16 protein-coding genes and 1 pseudogene are annotated in these 16,168 nt (G+C 65.0%); 2 read left to right on the top strand and 15 right to left on the bottom strand.

The features are described from left to right. Positions 1–41 precede the first annotated feature (41 nt). On the top strand, positions 42–1,556 hold the full coding sequence (locus tag SF06_RS11680) for a phospholipase D family protein (RefSeq protein WP_039561532.1): 1,515 nt from the start codon (positions 42–44) through the stop codon (positions 1,554–1,556). Positions 1,557–1,586: 30 nt separating this feature from the next. Here the strand turns inward: SF06_RS11680 and SF06_RS11675 are convergent, their stop codons facing one another. The 13 genes from SF06_RS11675 to ccoN (SF06_RS11615) all read right to left on the bottom strand — a co-directional run bounded on the left by SF06_RS11675 (position 1,587) and on the right by ccoN (SF06_RS11615) (position 13,675). Further along, the gene (locus tag SF06_RS11675; protein ID WP_039561531.1) at positions 1,587–2,303 is read right to left on the bottom strand and encodes a sulfite exporter TauE/SafE family protein; all 717 of its coding nucleotides are present in this window, start codon (positions 2,301–2,303) and stop codon (positions 1,587–1,589) included. Then, positions 2,296–2,508, bottom strand: a complete 213-nt coding sequence (gene ccoS, locus SF06_RS11670; protein ID WP_027589835.1) for a cbb3-type cytochrome oxidase assembly protein CcoS — start codon at positions 2,506–2,508, stop codon at positions 2,296–2,298. The genes SF06_RS11675 and ccoS overlap by 8 nt, the downstream gene beginning before the upstream one ends. 23 nt (positions 2,509–2,531) lie before the next feature. Continuing rightward, on the bottom strand, positions 2,532–4,949 hold the full coding sequence (locus SF06_RS11665) for a heavy metal translocating P-type ATPase (RefSeq protein WP_039561529.1): 2,418 nt from the start codon (positions 4,947–4,949) through the stop codon (positions 2,532–2,534). Between the two features lie 10 nt (positions 4,950–4,959). Continuing rightward, positions 4,960–5,457, bottom strand: a complete 498-nt coding sequence (locus tag SF06_RS11660) for a FixH family protein (RefSeq protein ID WP_027589833.1) — start codon at positions 5,455–5,457, stop codon at positions 4,960–4,962. Positions 5,458–5,469: 12 nt separating this feature from the next. After that, positions 5,470–6,876 carry a cytochrome c oxidase accessory protein CcoG gene (gene ccoG / locus SF06_RS11655; RefSeq protein ID WP_027589832.1) on the bottom strand — a complete coding sequence of 469 codons (1,407 nt, stop codon included), beginning with the start codon at positions 6,874–6,876 and terminating at the stop codon, positions 5,470–5,472. Between the two features lie 132 nt (positions 6,877–7,008). Next, positions 7,009–7,932, bottom strand: coding sequence for a cytochrome-c oxidase, cbb3-type subunit III (gene ccoP / locus SF06_RS11650; RefSeq protein ID WP_027589831.1), 924 nt, complete (start codon positions 7,930–7,932; stop codon positions 7,009–7,011). Then, the gene (locus SF06_RS11645) at positions 7,929–8,117 is read right to left on the bottom strand and encodes a CcoQ/FixQ family Cbb3-type cytochrome c oxidase assembly chaperone (RefSeq protein ID WP_027589830.1); all 189 of its coding nucleotides are present in this window, start codon (positions 8,115–8,117) and stop codon (positions 7,929–7,931) included. Before SF06_RS11645 ends, ccoP (SF06_RS11650) begins: the two co-directional genes overlap by 4 nt. A 6-nt stretch (positions 8,118–8,123) precedes the next feature. Then, positions 8,124–8,735, bottom strand: coding sequence for a cytochrome-c oxidase, cbb3-type subunit II (gene ccoO, locus SF06_RS11640; RefSeq protein WP_039561526.1), 612 nt, complete (start codon positions 8,733–8,735; stop codon positions 8,124–8,126). Next, a complete protein-coding gene (gene ccoN / locus SF06_RS11635) occupies positions 8,735–10,174 on the bottom strand; it encodes a cytochrome-c oxidase, cbb3-type subunit I (protein WP_039561524.1) in 1,440 nt (479 codons plus the stop codon). The genes ccoO (SF06_RS11640) and ccoN (SF06_RS11635) overlap by 1 nt, the downstream gene beginning before the upstream one ends. 332 nt (positions 10,175–10,506) lie before the next feature. After that, positions 10,507–11,442 carry a cytochrome-c oxidase, cbb3-type subunit III gene (ccoP, locus tag SF06_RS11630; RefSeq protein ID WP_039561523.1) on the bottom strand — a complete coding sequence of 312 codons (936 nt, stop codon included), beginning with the start codon at positions 11,440–11,442 and terminating at the stop codon, positions 10,507–10,509. Next, positions 11,439–11,621: a CcoQ/FixQ family Cbb3-type cytochrome c oxidase assembly chaperone gene (locus tag SF06_RS11625; protein WP_027591501.1), complete on the bottom strand. Its 183-nt coding sequence runs from the start codon at positions 11,619–11,621 to the stop codon at positions 11,439–11,441. Before SF06_RS11625 ends, ccoP (SF06_RS11630) begins: the two co-directional genes overlap by 4 nt. Positions 11,622–11,627: 6 nt before the next feature. Next, positions 11,628–12,236 carry a cytochrome-c oxidase, cbb3-type subunit II gene (gene ccoO, locus SF06_RS11620; RefSeq protein ID WP_039561521.1) on the bottom strand — a complete coding sequence of 203 codons (609 nt, stop codon included), beginning with the start codon at positions 12,234–12,236 and terminating at the stop codon, positions 11,628–11,630. Further along, positions 12,236–13,675 carry a cytochrome-c oxidase, cbb3-type subunit I gene (gene ccoN, locus SF06_RS11615; protein WP_039561520.1) on the bottom strand — a complete coding sequence of 480 codons (1,440 nt, stop codon included), beginning with the start codon at positions 13,673–13,675 and terminating at the stop codon, positions 12,236–12,238. The genes ccoO (SF06_RS11620) and ccoN (SF06_RS11615) overlap by 1 nt, the downstream gene beginning before the upstream one ends. A gap of 91 nt (positions 13,676–13,766) precedes the next feature. On the opposite strand from ccoN (SF06_RS11615), the gene SF06_RS11610 reads away from it, so the two are divergent. Further along, positions 13,767–14,468, top strand: a complete 702-nt coding sequence (locus tag SF06_RS11610) for an alpha/beta family hydrolase (protein ID WP_139182043.1) — start codon at positions 13,767–13,769, stop codon at positions 14,466–14,468. Here SF06_RS11610 and SF06_RS11605 read toward each other — a convergent pair. Both SF06_RS11605 and SF06_RS19045 read right to left on the bottom strand, forming a co-directional pair. Next, positions 14,465–15,589, bottom strand: a complete 1,125-nt coding sequence (locus SF06_RS11605; RefSeq protein WP_437123621.1) for a methyl-accepting chemotaxis protein — start codon at positions 15,587–15,589, stop codon at positions 14,465–14,467. The two genes, SF06_RS11610 and SF06_RS11605, sit on opposite strands and share 4 nt — an antisense overlap. Before the next feature lie 114 nt (positions 15,590–15,703). Beyond that, positions 15,704–16,033, bottom strand: a pseudogene (locus SF06_RS19045) (PAS domain-containing protein); the annotation flags it as partial. Positions 16,034–16,168 lie beyond the last annotated feature (135 nt).

The raw sequence follows: 16,168 nt of genomic DNA, 5'->3' as shown, positions 1-16,168 counted from the left end.
AACAGGTGGGAACCGCATGGCGCCGCGGGTGGTTGCCGGGCATGTGCGCCCTGCTGCTCTGCGGGTGTGGCGGCCTGCCGACCCTGGAGACGCGTACCGCGTCACAGGCGCTGGGCGAAGAGGAATCGGCTGGCACTGCGCTGGGCCGGGCGCTGGCCCCGGAACTGGCGGCCCATCCCGGACTGAACGGCATCTGGACGCTGCCCGACGCCCAGGACGCCTTCGCCGCCCGGGTGCTGCTGGCCCGCACTGCCCAGCGCACCCTCGACGTGCAGTATTACATCTGGCGTCAGGACATGACCGGCACGCTGCTGTTCGAGGCGCTGCACGAGGCGGCCGAACGGGGTGTGCGGGTGCGCCTGCTGCTGGACGACAACAACACCCGCGGCCTGGATGCGGCCCTGGCGGCTCTGGATGCGCACCCCAACATGGAGGTGCGGCTGTTCAATCCGTATGTGCAGCGCAAGGTACGGCTATTGGGCTTGCTGACCGATTTTTCACGCGCCAACCGGCGCATGCACAACAAGTCGTTCACCGCCGACAACCAGGCGACGGTCCTCGGCGGGCGCAACGTCGGCGACGAATATTTCGGTGCTACCGACGGGGTGCTGTTCGCCGATCTCGACGTACTGGCCGTCGGACCGGTGGTCAAGGCGGTGTCGGACGATTTCGACCGCTACTGGGCCAGCGATTCCAGCTACCCGGTGGCTGGCTTGCTGCCCGCCGTGGATCCCACGCATCTGCGCGAGCTGGTCGAGCAGGCGTCGCTGATCGAGCGCGATCCGGCCGCTGCGATGTATGTCGAGGCGGTGCGCAACAGTGACTTCATCCGCCGGCTGTTCGAGCAACGCCTGGACCTGGAATGGGTGCCGGTGCGGCTGGTCAGCGACGACCCGGCCAAGGGGCTCGGCCTGGCGCCGCGCGAGGCGCTCTTGCCGCACCAGTTGAAGGAAATCCTCGGTACGCCCCAGCAGCATCTTCAGCTGGTGTCGCCTTATTTCGTTCCGACCCGCAGTGGCGTGGAGGCGTTTGCGGCGATGGCGGCGCAGGGCATCGATGTGCGGGTGCTGACCAACTCGCTGGATGCCACCGACGTGGCGCCGGTGCACGCCGGCTACGCCAAATGGCGCAAGGCGCTGTTGCAGGCCGGCGTGGAGCTGTACGAGATGCGTCGTACTGCCCCGGACCACGAGCCGCCGCCGAAAGGCGGGCCCTTCGGTAGCTCAGGCTCCAGCCTGCATGCCAAGACCTTTGCGGTGGACGGGCAGCGGCTGTTTGTCGGTTCGTTCAACTTCGATCCGCGCTCAAGCCACCTCAACACCGAGCTGGGTCTGGTGATCGATAGTCCACGTCTGGCGGAGCAGATCCGTTCGGCCTTCGAACAGGCGGTGCCCGCCAATGCCTACCGGGTCCGGCTCGACGAGGCGGGACGGCTGTACTGGCAGGAGCAGGCGGGGCCGCAACAGCGGGTCTATACCCGGGAGCCGAACAGCGGCCTGCTCAAGCGTGCCGCAGTGCGGGTGCTGTCCTGGCTGCCGATCGACTGGCTGTTGTAGGTGCGGTAGGACCGCAACTGTCGTGTCGCCCTACCGGGCCGGCGCGTGCTGCTGATGCTGGCCGCCATGGCCCATCAGCCAGTCCTGGTGCGGTCCGGGCAGGGTCCACAGGCCAAACAGGATGACCAGCAGGCCGCCGGCGATGCGCACGCCACGGCGGCGCAGCAGCGCAGTGATGCGCTCGGCGGCCAGGCCGGTGGCCAGCAGTACCGGCCAGGTGCCCAGGCCGAAGGCAAACATCAGCAGCGCGCTATCCAGGGCATCGCCCTGGCTGGCCGCCCATAGCAGCGTGCTGTACACCAGCCCGCAGGGCAGCCAGCCCCACAGGGCGCCCAGCGCCAGCGCCTGCGGCAGGCCGTGCACCGGCATGAAGCGCCGGGTCAGCGGCTGGATGAAGCGCCAGAGGCCCTTGCCCAGCGCCTCGATACGCGTCAGCCCGCTCCACCAGCTGGCCAGGTACAGGCCCATGGCGACCAGCAGCAGCGCGGCGACGACGCGTAAGGCCGTGGCCGCCGGACTGTTGGCCAGCGCCCAACCGCCCAGGCCGAGCAGCAGGCCGGCGGCGGCGTAGCTGAGGATGCGACCGAGGTTGTAGCCCAGCAGCAGTTGCAAGCGGCGGCCACGCTGTTCCGGCGGGATGGCCAGGGTCAGCGCGCCCATCAGGCCGCCACACATGCCCAGGCAGTGTCCACCGCCCAGCAGGCCGAGGATGAACGCGGAAATCAGTTGCGGCGCGAGTTCAGGCACTGGGCTTGTCCTGGTCCTTGCCGGCATCCTGATCCGCCTTCTCGACCCCGGCCTTGTGGTTGGGATCGTCGTCGTCGAAAAGGATGCTGTGGGCCGGGCTGTCGAGGTCGTCGTACTGGCCGCTGTTGACGGCCCAGAAGAACAGCCAGATGGCCAGGCCGACCACGATGACGGCCACGGGAATCATGTAGTACAGGGCGGCCATGGGATACCTCCGGTAGAGAGCACTCAGTGGGCAGCTTCGGCAGGCAGGCGGGCCAGGCGCAGGGCGTTGACCACCACCAGCAGCGAGCTGATGGACATGCCCAGCGCGGCCCACGCCGGCGTGACCCAGCCGACGGCGGCGAAGGGCAGGATAAGGCCGTTGTACAGCATTGCCCAGCTGAGGTTCTCGATGATGATCCGCCGGGTGCGGCGCGCCACGGGTAGGGCGCGGGTCAGGCTGTCCAGGCGGTTGGACAGCAGCACCGCGTCGGCGCTGGTCTTGGCCAGGTCGGTGGCCGAGCCCATGGCCACGCTGATGTCGGCAGCGGCCAGCACCGGCACGTCGTTCACCCCATCACCCAGCATCAGCACCTTGCGGCCTTCGGCATGCAGCTGTTTGAGCACGGCGAGCTTATCGTCCGGCGTCAAGCCGCCACGGGCGTCCTCGATGCCGAGCTGGCGGGCGATCTCGCCGACCATCGGCGAGCTGTCGCCGGACAGCAGCAGGATGCGCCAGCCGCGGGCGCGGCAAGCGTCCAGCAGGGCCGGAGCATCGTCGCGCAGGCGATCATCCAGCACCAGCCAGGCCAGCGGGCCCTGTTCGTCACCGAGCAGCAGCCACTGGCCGTGGTCGCCAGGAATCGCCGGCGCGGGCTGGCCGGCGAGGGCGCTGACGAAATCCGGCTGGCCGATGCGCAGGCGGCGCTGTTCGACCACGCCTTCCAGGCCCAGGCCGGGGTGGCTGTCGACCTGCTCGGCGGCCTGGGCGGCGCGGCCGAAAGCTTTGGCGATGGGGTGTTCGGAGCGGTTCTCCAGGGCGGCGGCCAGCGCCAGGCACTGGTCGGCATCCAGCTCGCGCAGCGGGTGGATGCCGCGCAGGGTCAGGCGCCCCTCGGTCAGCGTACCGGTCTTGTCGAAGATCACCGTGTCGATCTGGTTCAGCCCTTCCAGCACGTGGCCCCGGGTGAGCAGCAGACCGAGCTTGTGCAGGCTGCCGGTGGCGGCGGTGAGGGCGGTCGGCGTGGCCAGCGAAAGGGCGCACGGGCAGGTGGCGACCAGCAGGGCCAGCACGATCCAGAAGGCCCGGTCACTGTCGATCTGCCACCAGACCAGGCCGACCACGGCGGCCGCCAGCAGCACGCCGATCAGGAACCAGTGGGCGACCTGGTCGGCCAGTTCGGCCAGGCGCGGCTTCTCGCTCTGCGCGCGCTCCAGCAGGCGCACGATGGCGGACAGCCGAGTGTCGTCGCCTAGCGCCTGCACTTCGACGGTCAGCGGGCCTTCGACGTTCAGGGTGCCGGCGGTGACACTGTCGCCGACGCCGCGCGGCTGCGGCAGGTATTCGCCGGTGAGCAGGGATTCGTCAACGCTCGACTGGCCGCTGAGGATGCGTCCGTCGGCGGGCAGCAGAGCGCCGGGTTGTACCAGCACGCGGTCGCCGATGCGCAGCTCGCTGAGCAGGATGCGCTGCGACTGATCCTGTTCATCCAGGCGCAGGCAGGACGCCGGCAGCAGGTTGACCAGTTGCGCGGTGGCCGCCGCCGTGCGCTCGCGGGCGCGGCGTTCCAGGTAGCGGCCGGCGAGCAGGAACAGGGCGAACATGCCCACGGCATCGAAATAGAGTTCGCCTTCGCCGGTCAGCGTCGACCAGATGCCGGCCAGGTAGGCGCCGCCGATGGCCAGCGATACCGAGACATCCATGGTCAGGTGCCGCGTGCGCAGGTCGCGCAGCGCGCCACGGAAGAACTGGCCGCAGCAGTAGAAGACAATCGGGGTGGTGAGGATCAGCGCGGTCCAGCGCAGGATCACATGGAAGCTGTGCGACAGGTCGAGGTTGAACTCCGGCCAGGTGGCCATGGTGGCCATCATCACCTGGAACCACAGCAGGCCGGCCACGCCGATCTGCTTGAGGGCGCGGCGGTTTTCCTCGGCCAGCGTCTCGGCCGCGCGGTCGGGACGGTAGGGGTGGGCCGCGTAGCCGATGCGCCGCAGGCTCTGCAGCAGTTCGCTGAGCGGCACCTGGCTGTCGGACCAGCGTACCTGCAGGCGATGGTTGGAGAGGTTCAGGCGCGCCTCGGCCACCGCCGGCAGGCCGCGCAGGTGTTTCTCGATCAGCCAGCCGCAGGCGGCGCAGCTGATGCCTTCGACCAGCAGGGTGGTTTCCGCCAGCTCGCCTTCGTGCTGCACGAAGGGCTGCTGCACCTCGGCGCGGTCGTAGAGCGCCAGTTCGTCGGTGAGCACCTGGGGCAGCGCTTCGGGGTTGGCCGAGGGTTCGCTGCGGTGGCGGTAGTAGCTCTCCAGGCCGCCGCCAACGATGGCTTCGGCCACCGCCTGGCAGCCCGGACAGCAGAATTCGCGGCTTTCGCCCAGCACGGGCGCGACAAAGCGGCTGCCGGCGGGAACCGGCAAGCCGCAGTGGAAGCAGGGAACGGGACTGCTCATCGGGGCGGAATCAGTTTTCCAGCGTGAGCGGTTGTCCCGGGATCACTTCCTTCTCCACATACAGGCGCCAGGGTTGGCCACCTTCCTGACCCAGCAGCTCGACGAAGCGGCGGCCGGACACGCTGTCCTGCAGGAAGCCCTGGTAGAGGCCGTCACCCTTCGGTTGCAGGATGACGCGGCGATCCTTTTCGGCCTGGGTCGGCGAGATCAGGTTCAGTTCCAGCTGCTGCGGGTTGCTGAAGCCCACCAGCTGCAGGTTGGCGGTACCGGTCTCGTCGTCCAGGGTCAGGGTGGCCGAGAGGTTCAGCTTCTTGGCCAGCTTTTCACGCTCCAGCGAGGCATTGATGCCCTTGCCGACGTCGTAGTAGTTGGCCACCACCGGGACGTCGGGGTTCATCGTCGCGAAGGTCAGCAGGCCGAGACCCAGAACCACGGCGAACGCCAGGATGGCAATGACGAACCAGGCCCAGAACTCCTGGTACCAACGACTTTCGGTTTTCGACTGCATGCGGAACCTTACTTAGCGAATGGTCGGGCCGATGAAACGGCTCTCGGCCTCGTTGTGGATGGTCTGATCGTCCGTTGCCTTGACGCGGAAGACGATGTTGTTGGTGCTGGACGGCAGCTTCTCCGGTTCGATGGACAGCTCGGCGGGGATGGACAGCACCTCTCCGGCGGCCACCTGCACTTGCTGGCGACCCTCGAACGCCAGGCCCGGCAGGCCGTCGACTTCGATCACGAAGGATTTGTCGACCTGCGCCTTGTTCATGATCTTCAGGGTGTAGACGTTCTCGATGTTGCCTTCCTCGTTCTCGCGGTACAGCACGCGGTCCTTGAGGACGTCGATCTGCACCAGCGGGCGGGCGGTGAGCGCCCAGGAGAACAGGCCCATCATGACCAGCAGTGCCACGGCATAGCCGACCAGGCGCGGACGCAGCAGATGCGTCTTCTGCCCGGACAGGTTGTGCTCGGTGGTGTAACTGATCAGGCCACGCGGGTAGCCCATCTTGTCCATGATGCTGTCGCAGGCGTCGATGCAGGCCGCGCAACTGATGCACTCGATCTGCAGGCCGTTGCGGATGTCGATGCCGGTCGGGCAGACCTGCACGCATACCGTGCAATCGATGCAGTCACCCAGGCCCTGGGCCTGATAATCGGCGCCCTTCTTGCGCGGACCACGCTTTTCGCCACGGTTGGCGTCGTAGGAAACGATCAGCGTGTCCTTGTCGAACATCACGCTCTGGAAGCGGGCGTAGGGGCACATGTAGATACACACCTGCTCGCGCAGGAAGCCGGCGCTGCCGTAGGTGGCCAGGGTGAAGAAGCCGATCCAGAAGGCGGCCCAGCCGTCGACGTTGAGGCTGAGCAGATCGGGAACCAGTTGGCGGATCGGGGTGAAGTAGCCGACGAAGGTGATGGCCACCAGCACGGCGACGGCCACCCAGATGGCGTGCTTGGCCACCTTGCGCAGCAGCTTGTTGGCGCTCATCGGCGCCTTGTCCAGCTTCATGCGCTGGTTGCGGTCGCCCTCGGTGACCTTTTCCGCCCACATGTACACCCAGGTGAACACGCTCTGCGGGCAGGTGTAGCCGCACCAGACGCGGCCGGCGAACACGGTGATGAAGAACAGGCCGAAGGCACAGATGATCAGCAGCCACGACAGCAGCATGAAGTCCTGGGGCCAGAAGGTGGCACCGAAGACGTGGAACTTGCGCTCGGGCAGGTCCCACCAGACGGCCTGACGACCATCCCAGTTCAGCCAGACCGTGCCGAAGAACAGAATGAAGAGGAACGCACCGCCGAAGCGGCGGATGTTGCGGAACACGCCGGTGAACGCTCGGGTGTAGATCTTCTCGCGTTTGGCGTAGAGGTCGACGTTTTCACCTTTGGCGGGTGTCACGTCACGAACGGGGATCTGCTCACTCATCATCAGGTACCACTTTGCGGGGTGGGGCTCCAGCCGATGCGTTGTCGGATGGAATCATTTGGCCTGCTGCCAATGGTACGCCTGATGTATGCGCTTTCGGTGCGACCCCGGGTCGCACCGAAAGTATTTTTCTTATTGAGCGTCAGCAGCTTGCTGCGACAGGCTGTACACGTAGGCGGCCAGCAGGTGCACCTTGTCATTGCCCAGGAAGGCTTCCTGGGCGGGCATCTGGCCGTTACGACCGTGACGGATGCTCTGCTGGACCTGGGCGAAGCTGGAACCGTACAACCATACGCGGTCGGTCAGGTTCGGAGCGCCCATGGCCTGCAAGCCCTTGCCGTCGGGGCCGTGACATACTGCGCAATTGGTCTGGTAGATCTTTTGACCTGCGGCAAGGTCCACGGCGATTCCTTCCGGCTGCTTCAGGTCGGCCAGGCTGCGCACGTAGGCGGCGGCGTTCTTGACGCCTTCTTCGCCGATCACGTCTTTCCAGGCCGGCATTGCGGCCTGGCGGCCGTGCAGGATGGTGGTCTTGATGGTTTCCGGATCACCACCGTACAGCCAGTCGTTGTCGGTGAGATTCGGGAAGCCATAGGAGCCCTTGGCGTCGGAGCCATGGCACACCGAGCAGTTGGAGGCGAACAGGCGGCTGCCCATCTTCAGGGCCTGCTCGTCCTGGGCGACTTCCTCCAGCGGCATGGCGGCGTACTTGGCGAACAGCGGGCCGTATTGCTCGTCGGCCTTGGCCATTTCCTTCTTCCACTGGTTCACGCCGGTCCAGCCATCTTCATAGCCGGGCAGGATGCCCTTGTAGTTGCCCAGGCCCGGGTAGAGCACCAGATAGCCCAGGGCGAAGATGATGGTGGCCACGAACAGCATGAACCACCAGCGCGGCAGCGGGTTGTCGTACTCTTCGATGCCATCGTAGCTGTGGCCGGTGGTTTCCTCGACGTTGTCGGGGCGCTGGCCCTTGCGGGTGGCGAACAGCAGCCAGGTCAGCGCGGCGATGGTGCCGAGGCTGAGGATGCTGATGTACCAACTCCAGAAACTGGTCATTCTTTGTTACTCCGGGAAGCTTCTTCGTCGCGCTTCTTGGGTTCGGACTCTTCGTCGGCGAAGGGCAGGTTGGCCGCTTCGTCGAAGCTCTTCCTGCGCTTGCTGTTGTAAGCCCAGAGAACCACGCCGATGAAGGCGATGAAGACGACCAGGGTGCCCAGGCCGCGAATGAGTCCGATATCCATAGTGCGTTACCGTTTGTTCGAGAGGGAGGTGCCGAGCACTTGCAGGTAGGCCACCAGGGCGTCCATTTCGGTCTTGCCCTTCACGGCTGCCTTGGCGCCTGCGATGTCCTCGTCGGTGTACGGCACACCCAGGGTGCGCAGTGCTTCCATCTTGGTGGCGGTGTCCTTGCCATCGAGACGGTTCTCCACCAGCCAGGGGTAGGAGGGCATCTTCGATTCGGGCACGACGTTGCGCGGGTTGTACAGGTGGGCACGGTGCCAGTCGTCGGAGTAACGACCGCCGACGCGGGCCAGGTCCGGACCGGTACGCTTGGAACCCCACAGGAACGGATGGTCCCAGACGCTTTCGCCGGCGACGGAGTAGTGGCCGTAGCGCTCGGTTTCCGCGCGGAACGGACGGATCATCTGGGAGTGGCAGCCGACGCAGCCTTCCTTGATGTAGATGTCACGACCTTCCAGCTGCAGGGCAGTGTAGGGCTTCATGCCTTCCACCGGCTCGTTGACCACGTCCTGGAAGAACAGCGGGACGATCTGGGTCAGGCCGCCGATGGCCACGGCAATGATCATGAACAGGGTCAGCAGACCGATGTTCTTCTCGAGTTTCTCATGGCTTTTCATCAGTGGGCTCCTTGGACCGTGAACTTCCCGGCCGCTTCGACTTCTTCAGGCTTGGCTGCGCGCACGGTCTGCCAGGTGTTGTAGGCCATCAGCAGCATACCGGCGACGAAGAACGCACCGCCCAGGGCGCGAATCATGAAGCCGGGGTGGCTGGCTTCCAGCGCTTCGACGAAGGAGTAGGTCAGGGTGCCGTCCTGGTTCACGGCGCGCCACATCAGGCCCTGGGTAATGCCGTTCACCCACATGGAGGCGATGTACAGCACGGTGCCGATGGTGGCCAGCCAGAAGTGGGTGTTGATCAGGGCGATGCTGTGCATCTGCTCGCGACCGAACACTTTCGGAATCAGGTGGTACAGGGAGCCGATGGAGATCATTGCCACCCAGCCAAGGGCGCCGGCGTGTACGTGACCGATGGTCCAGTCGGTGTAGTGCGACAGGGCGTTCACGGTCTTGATGGCCATCATCGGGCCTTCGAAGGTGGACATGCCGTAGAAGGCCAGGGAAACCACCAGGAAGCGCAGGATCGGGTCGGTGCGCAGCTTATGCCAGGCGCCGGAGAGGGTCATCATGCCGTTGATCATGCCGCCCCAGCTCGGAGCCAGCAGGATGACGGACATCACCATGCCGAGGGACTGGGCCCAGTCCGGCAGCGCGGTGTAGTGCAGGTGGTGCGGACCGGCCCAGATGTACAGGGTGATCAGCGCCCAGAAGTGCACGATGGACAGGCGGTAGGAGTAGACCGGACGGCCAGCCTGCTTCGGTACGAAGTAGTACATCATGCCGAGGAAGCCGGTGGTCAGGAAGAAGCCCACGGCGTTGTGGCCATACCACCACTGCACCATCGCGTCGGTGGCGCCGGAGTAGATGGAGTAGGACTTGAACCAGGTGACCGGGATTTCCAGGTTGTTGACGATGTGCAGCATCGCCGTGACCAGGATGAAGCCGCCGTAGAACCAGTTACCCACATAGATGTGCTTGCTCTGGCGCTTCATGATGGTGCCGAAGAACACGATCGCGTAGGACACCCAGACGATGGCCAGCAGAATGTCGATCGGCCACTCCAGCTCGGCGTATTCCTTGGAGCTGGTGAAGCCCTGCGGCAGGGTGATCACAGCCAGGACGATGACCGCTTGCCAGCCCCAGAAGGTGAAGGCGGCCAGGCCGTCGGAGATCAGACGGGTCTGGCAGGTGCGCTGGACCACGTAATAAGAAGTGGCGAACAGGGCGCAGCCACCGAATGCGAAGATCACTGCGTTGGTGTGCAGCGGACGCAGGCGGCCGAAACTCGTCCAGGGAAGGTCGAGGTTGAGTTCGGGCCACACCAGTTGCGCGGCGATGAACACACCTAGACCCATTCCTATGACCCCCCAGACCACCGTCATGATGGCGAACTGGCGGACCACCTTATAGTTATAAGCACTTTGGATTGCTGTACTCATTTGTAGGGGTTCCACGGTTAGAAGGCGCACAAGGCAAAAAACGGCGGCAGTATGGAGAAACCGGAAGGTCAATGCAAACGCGCCACCCTTTTGGCGGGGCTCGCAGAGGCCGGAAAATCAAGGGCTTACAGCGATGGTCGGAGTGTCGGAAGCGTGCGCGACGAACGGCGGAAAGCTGGAAGACCTCGGCTGCCTTCTTAGGCACGGCCAAGCGATGCGTGAAAAGGGTAACCGAATGGAGCGGGGGGCGGGGAAGGGCAGGTGTGCGGTGCGACATTCGGCCGCACGAAGGCGGCCGAATGTTTGTTACAGATCAAGGTCGGTGGCGGCGCTTATTTGCTGGCCACTTGCGCTTGCTTGGACAGGCTGTACACGTAGGCCGCCAGCAGGTGCACCTTGTCGTTGCCCAGGTAGGGTTCCTGGGCCGGCATGACGCCGGTACGACCATGGCGGATGGTCTGCTGCAGCTGGGCCAGGCTGGTGCCGTAGATCCAGCCGGCCGGGTGGGTCAGGTCGGGTGCGCCGAGCATGGCCATACCCTTGCCTTCCGGACCGTGGCAAGCCACGCAGGTGGTGGCGAACGCCTGCTTGCCGGCTTCCAGGTCAACCTGGGTGCCTTCCGGCAGCTTCAGGCCAGCCAGTTCCTGGCGCACATAGGCGGCCACGTTCTTCACGCCATCTTCGCCGATCACCGCGCCCCAGGCCGGCATCACGCCGGTGCGGCCGTGCAGGATGGAGGCCTTGATGGTCTCGGCATCGCCGCCCCAGCGCCAGTCGCTGTCGGCCAGGTTGGGGAAGCCCATCGAGCCCTTGGCATCGGAGCCGTGGCAGATGGAGCAGTAGGTGGCGAACATGCGGCTGCCCATTTTCAGGGCCTGCTCGTCCTGAGCGACTTCCTTCAGCGGCATGGCCGCATACTTGGCGAAGATCGGCCCGTACTGCTGGTCGGCACGCTGCATTTCGCGTTCCCACTGGCCAACGCTGGTCCAGCCATTTTCATAGCCGGGCAGGATGCCCTTCCAGTTCCCCAGGCCCGGATAGAGGGCCAGGTAAACGGCGCCGAAGACGATGGTGCCCACGAACAGCAGGAACCACCAGCGCGGCAGCGGGTTGTCGTATTCCTCGATGCCATCGAAGGAATGGCCCATCGTTTGATCAGTAATGCCCTTGGACTGTTCACTTTTGCGTGTCGCAAAAATCAGCCACAGCAGCGCCACTAGGGAGCCGAGGGTGAGCAGGGTGATATACCAGCTCCAGAAAGAAGTCATTCTTGGTTACTCCTAGAGACTTGCTGGTTGTGCAGGCCTTGCGGGTCATCGGCGAAGGGCAGCAGCGCGGCTTCGTCGAAGCTGCCGCGACGCTTGCTGTTATAGGCCCAGAGGACCACGCCGATGAAGGCGACGAAGACCACCAGGGTGCCCAAGCCGCGAATTAGCCCGATTTCCATGCACCGTTACCGTTTGTTGGTGAGCGAGGTGCCAAGCACTTGCAGGTAGGCGACCACGGCGTCCATCTCGGTCTTGCCCTTGACGGCGTCGCGTGCGGTGGCGATGTCGTCGGCGGTATAGGGCACGCCGAGGGTACGCAGCGCCTGCAGCTTCTTGGCGGTGTCCTTGCCGTCCAGGGTGTTCTCTACCAGCCAGGGGTAGGCGGGCATGATCGACTCGGGCACGACGTTGCGCGGGTTGTACAGGTGGGCACGGTGCCAGTCGTCGGAGTAACGACCGCCGACGCGGGCCAGGTCCGGACCGGTACGCTTGGAGCCCCACAGGAACGGGTGGTCCCAGACGCTTTCGCCGGCGACGGAGTAGTGGCCGTAGCGCTCGGTTTCTGCGCGGAACGGGCGGATCATCTGCGAATGGCAGACGTTGCAACCTTCGCGGATGTAGATGTCACGGCCTTCGACCTGCAGGGCGGTGTAGGGCTTCATGCCGTCCACCGGCTCGTTGACCACGTCCTGGAAGAACAGCGGCACGATCTGCGTCAGACCGCCGATTGCGACGGCGATGACCATGAAGATGGACAGCAGGCCGACGTTCTTCTCGAGAATTTCGTGTTTCATCAGTGGGCTCCTTCAACCGCATACTTCGCGGCGGCTTCCATCTCTTCAGGCTTGGCGGCGCGCACGGTTTTCCAGGTGTTGTAGGCCATCAGCAGCATGCCGGCGAAGAAGATGGCGCCCCCGATGGTCCGCACGACGAAACCGGGGTGGCTGGCCACCAGGGTTTCGGCGAAGGAGTAGGTCAGGGTGCCGTCGGTGTTCACGGCGCGCCACATCAGGCCCTGGGCGATGCCGTTCACCCACATCGAGGCGATGTAGAGCACGGTGCCGATGGTGGCCATCCAGAAGTGGGTGTTGATCAGCGCGATGCTGTGCATCTCTTCGCGACCGAACACCTTCGGGATCAGGTGGTACAGGGAGCCGATGGAGACCATCGCAACCCAGCCGAGGGCGCCGGCGTGTACGTGACCGATGGTCCAGTCGGTGTAGTGCGACAGGGCGTTCACGGTCTTGATCGACATCATCGGGCCTTCGAAGGTGGACATGCCGTAGAAGGCCAGGGAAACCACCAGGAAGCGCAGGATCGGGTCGGTGCGCAGCTTATGCCAGGCGCCGGAGAGGGTCATCATGCCGTTGATCATGCCGCCCCAGCTCGGAGCCAGCAGAATCAGGGACATCACCATGCCGAGGGACTGGGCCCAGTCCGGCAGCGCGGTGTAGTGCAGGTGGTGCGGACCGGCCCAGATGTACAGGGTGATCAGCGCCCAGAAGTGCACGATGGACAGGCGATAGGAGTAGACCGGACGGCCAGCCTGCTTCGGTACGAAGTAGTACATCATGCCGAGGAAGGCGGTGGTCAGGAAGAAGCCCACGGCGTTGTGGCCATACCACCACTGCACCATTGCGTCGGTGGCGCCGGAGTACAGGGAGTAGGACTTGGTCCAGGTGACCGGCATCTCCAGGTTGTTGACGATGTGCAGCATCGCCACAACGATGATGAACGCGCCGAAGAACCAGTTACCGACGTACAGGTGTTTGACGTTGCGCTTCAGCAGGGTGCCGAAGAACACGATGCCGTAAACGACCCAGACCACGGCGATCAGGATGTCGATCGGCCATTCCAGTTCGGCGTACTCCTTGCCGCCGGTCCAGCCCAGGGGCAGGGAGATCGCGGCGAGCAGGATCACCAGCTGCCAGCCCCAGAAGGTGAACGCGGCCAGCTTGGGTGCGAACAGGGTGGTCTGGCAGGTGCGTTGCACGGTGTAGTAGGAGGTGGCGAACAGGGCGCAGCCACCGAATGCGAAGATCACTGCGTTGGTGTGCAGTGGGCGCAGGCGGCCGAAACTTGTCCAGGGGAGGTCGAGGTTCAGGGCGGGCCAAGCCAATTGGGCGGCGATCAGGACGCCGACAAGCATCCCGACGATGCCCCACACCACCGTCATGATGGCAAATTGGCGGACCACCTTGTAGTTATAGGCGGTACTGGTTGCTGTGTTCATGTATGGGCTTCCATCCACGGTTTTGGGCAGAGTGCTGCGTCTGCCATCTCCTGGAGGCCAGGAATCGACGGGTTTTGCAGCGGAGTGAAGGATGGTGAAACGCTATTGCCAGCATATTGACCCGGATCAATGTCCTCTCGGACCCGCCCGGGCGGCGGACGAAGCGGCATGGTTATGGACGAGACCGGCCGGGAGTCCACGTGCGACGCTGATCCTGGCCCATGGCGCGGGGGCGCCTATGGACAGCCCGTTCATGGAGGAGATCGCCCAGAGGCTAGGGGCGTGCGGGATTGCCGTGGTGCGTTTCGAGTTCCCCTACATGGCTGCGCGGCGCCTCGGTGGTACACGTCGCCCGCCGGATCCCCAGGCGCGTTTGCTGGACGCTTGGCGCGCGGTGCACGCCCAGGTGCGGCAACAGGTCACGGGGCCATTGGCCATCGGTGGCAAGTCCATGGGTGGGCGCATGGCTAGTCTGCTGGCTGATGAGTTGCGGGTCGACGCGCTGGTGTGCCTGGGCTATCCGTTCCATCCCGCAGGCAAGCCGGAGAAGACCCGCGTCGAGCACCTGGCGGAACTGCGTACGCCGACCCTCATCCTGCAAGGCGAGCGGGATGCGTTGGGATCACGGCCGGAGGTTGAAACCTATCGATTGTCGGCGAGCATCCGCCTGGACTGGCTGGCCGCCGCCGACCATGATCTGAAACCGCTCAAAAGCTCAGGCTTCACCCAGGCGCAGCATCTGCAGCACTGCGCCGAGGTGATCGCGGCTTTATTGTCGGGCAACTCCCGCTAGCGGTTGAAGCGCTCCACCAGGGCATGCTGGCCGCGCGCCGTGGCGGTCAGCTCCTTGCTCAGTTGCGCGGTGCCGGCCGCTTCGCCGGCGGTGCGCTCCGCCAGCAGGGCGATGGTGTCGATGTTGCGGTTGATTTCACCGGCGGTGGTGCTCTGTTGCTCCGCGGCGGTGGCGATCTGCCCGGCCATGTCGGCGATGCGGTGCACGGCTTCGCCGATGCCGGCCAGGGCGCGATCCGCATTCAGTACCTGGGCGACGCTGTCGTCGGCCTGGCGGCGACTGTCTTCCATGGCCTGCACGGCCTCTTCGGCGGTGCGCTGCAGCGTGGCGATCAGCTGGTGGATCTGTTCTGTGGAATCCGCGGTGCGCCTGGCCAGCAGGCGTACCTCGTCGGCCACCACCGCGAAGCCGCGGCCCATTTCGCCGGCGCGCGCCGCTTCGATGGCGGCGTTCAAGGCCAGCAGGTTGGTCTGGTCGGTGATGCCCTTGATGACATCCACCACGCCGCCGATTTCGCTGCTGTCCTGGGCCAGGCGCGCCACGGTGGCGCTGGAATGGCCGGCGGCCTGCGACAGCTGTTCGATGGCGCGGCTGGCCTGCTCGGCGATCAGGCGTCCCTGGTCGGCCAGCGCCTTGGCGTTGCGGGTGGCCTCGGCGGTCTGCCCGATGTGGCTGGCCACCTCGTGGGTGGCGCTGCTGAGCAGGCGGATCGATTCGGCGACACGCTCGGTTTCCCTCAGTTGGTTCTGCAGGCCGCTGGAGCTGTTCTGCGCCAACTGGTCGGCCTGGCTGGCCTGGCGGGTCAGCTGCTCTGCCGTGTCCTGCAGGCGGGTCAGGCAGGTCTGCAAATGCAGATGCTGGCTGATCATGGCCATTTCCAGCTGCGAGCTGATACCCAGGCCATCGGTGTACATGCGGGCGATCAGCGGATCGGCGATGCCCTGGCTCTTGGCCACACCCAGCAGGCGGCGCGGGCCGCGGGTCTGCCAGTAGAGACCGGCCAGCCCCAGGGGAATGCTCAGCAGGGCGGCCAGGGCAAAGCCCCAGCCGCTGTTCAGCCAGGCGCCGACGGCGAAGCCGATCTGGCTGACCAGGATGAACGGCAGCCAGTTGAGCAGCACCGGTAGCCAGCGGGCCCGGCGAGGTACTGCCGGCTTGCCGCCGTTGATGCGTCGGTACAGGGCTTCGGCGCGGCGAATCTGCTCGCCACTCGGCTTGCTGCGCACGGACTCGTAGCCGACCACCTTGCCGTTTTCCAGGATCGGCACCACGTAGGCGTTCACCCAGTAGTGGTCGCCGGTCTTGCAGCGGTTTTTGACGATGCCCATCCACGGGCGCCCCGACTTGAGGGTTTGCCACATGTGCGCAAACACCGCCGGCGGCACATCCGGGTGGCGTACCAGGTTGTGCGGCGCGCGCTGCAGCTCCTCGCGGTTGAAGCCGCTGATCTGCACAAAGGCATCGTTGCAGTAGGTGATCTGACCTTTCAGGTCAGTGGTGGAAATCAGTCGCTGCTCGGCCGGGAAGGTGCGTTCGCGCTGAGTGACAGGCAAATTCTTGCGCATTCTGGGATCCATGCGGTGACGTAGTGTCCACCGGGGAAAGTCATGACATGAGTAAATCGGCTGACGCCAAAAAAACATAAATGAATAAGTGTGCGCCAGAGTTCCTGACACTTCATTCATTCGGAATTGATCCTG

The organism is Pseudomonas flexibilis, assembly GCF_000802425.1.
Classification (GTDB): Bacteria; Pseudomonadota; Gammaproteobacteria; order Pseudomonadales; family Pseudomonadaceae; genus Serpens; species Serpens flexibilis.
The sequence above is the reverse complement of the archived record's forward strand: the minus strand, read 5'-3'. Positions and strand labels throughout refer to the sequence as shown.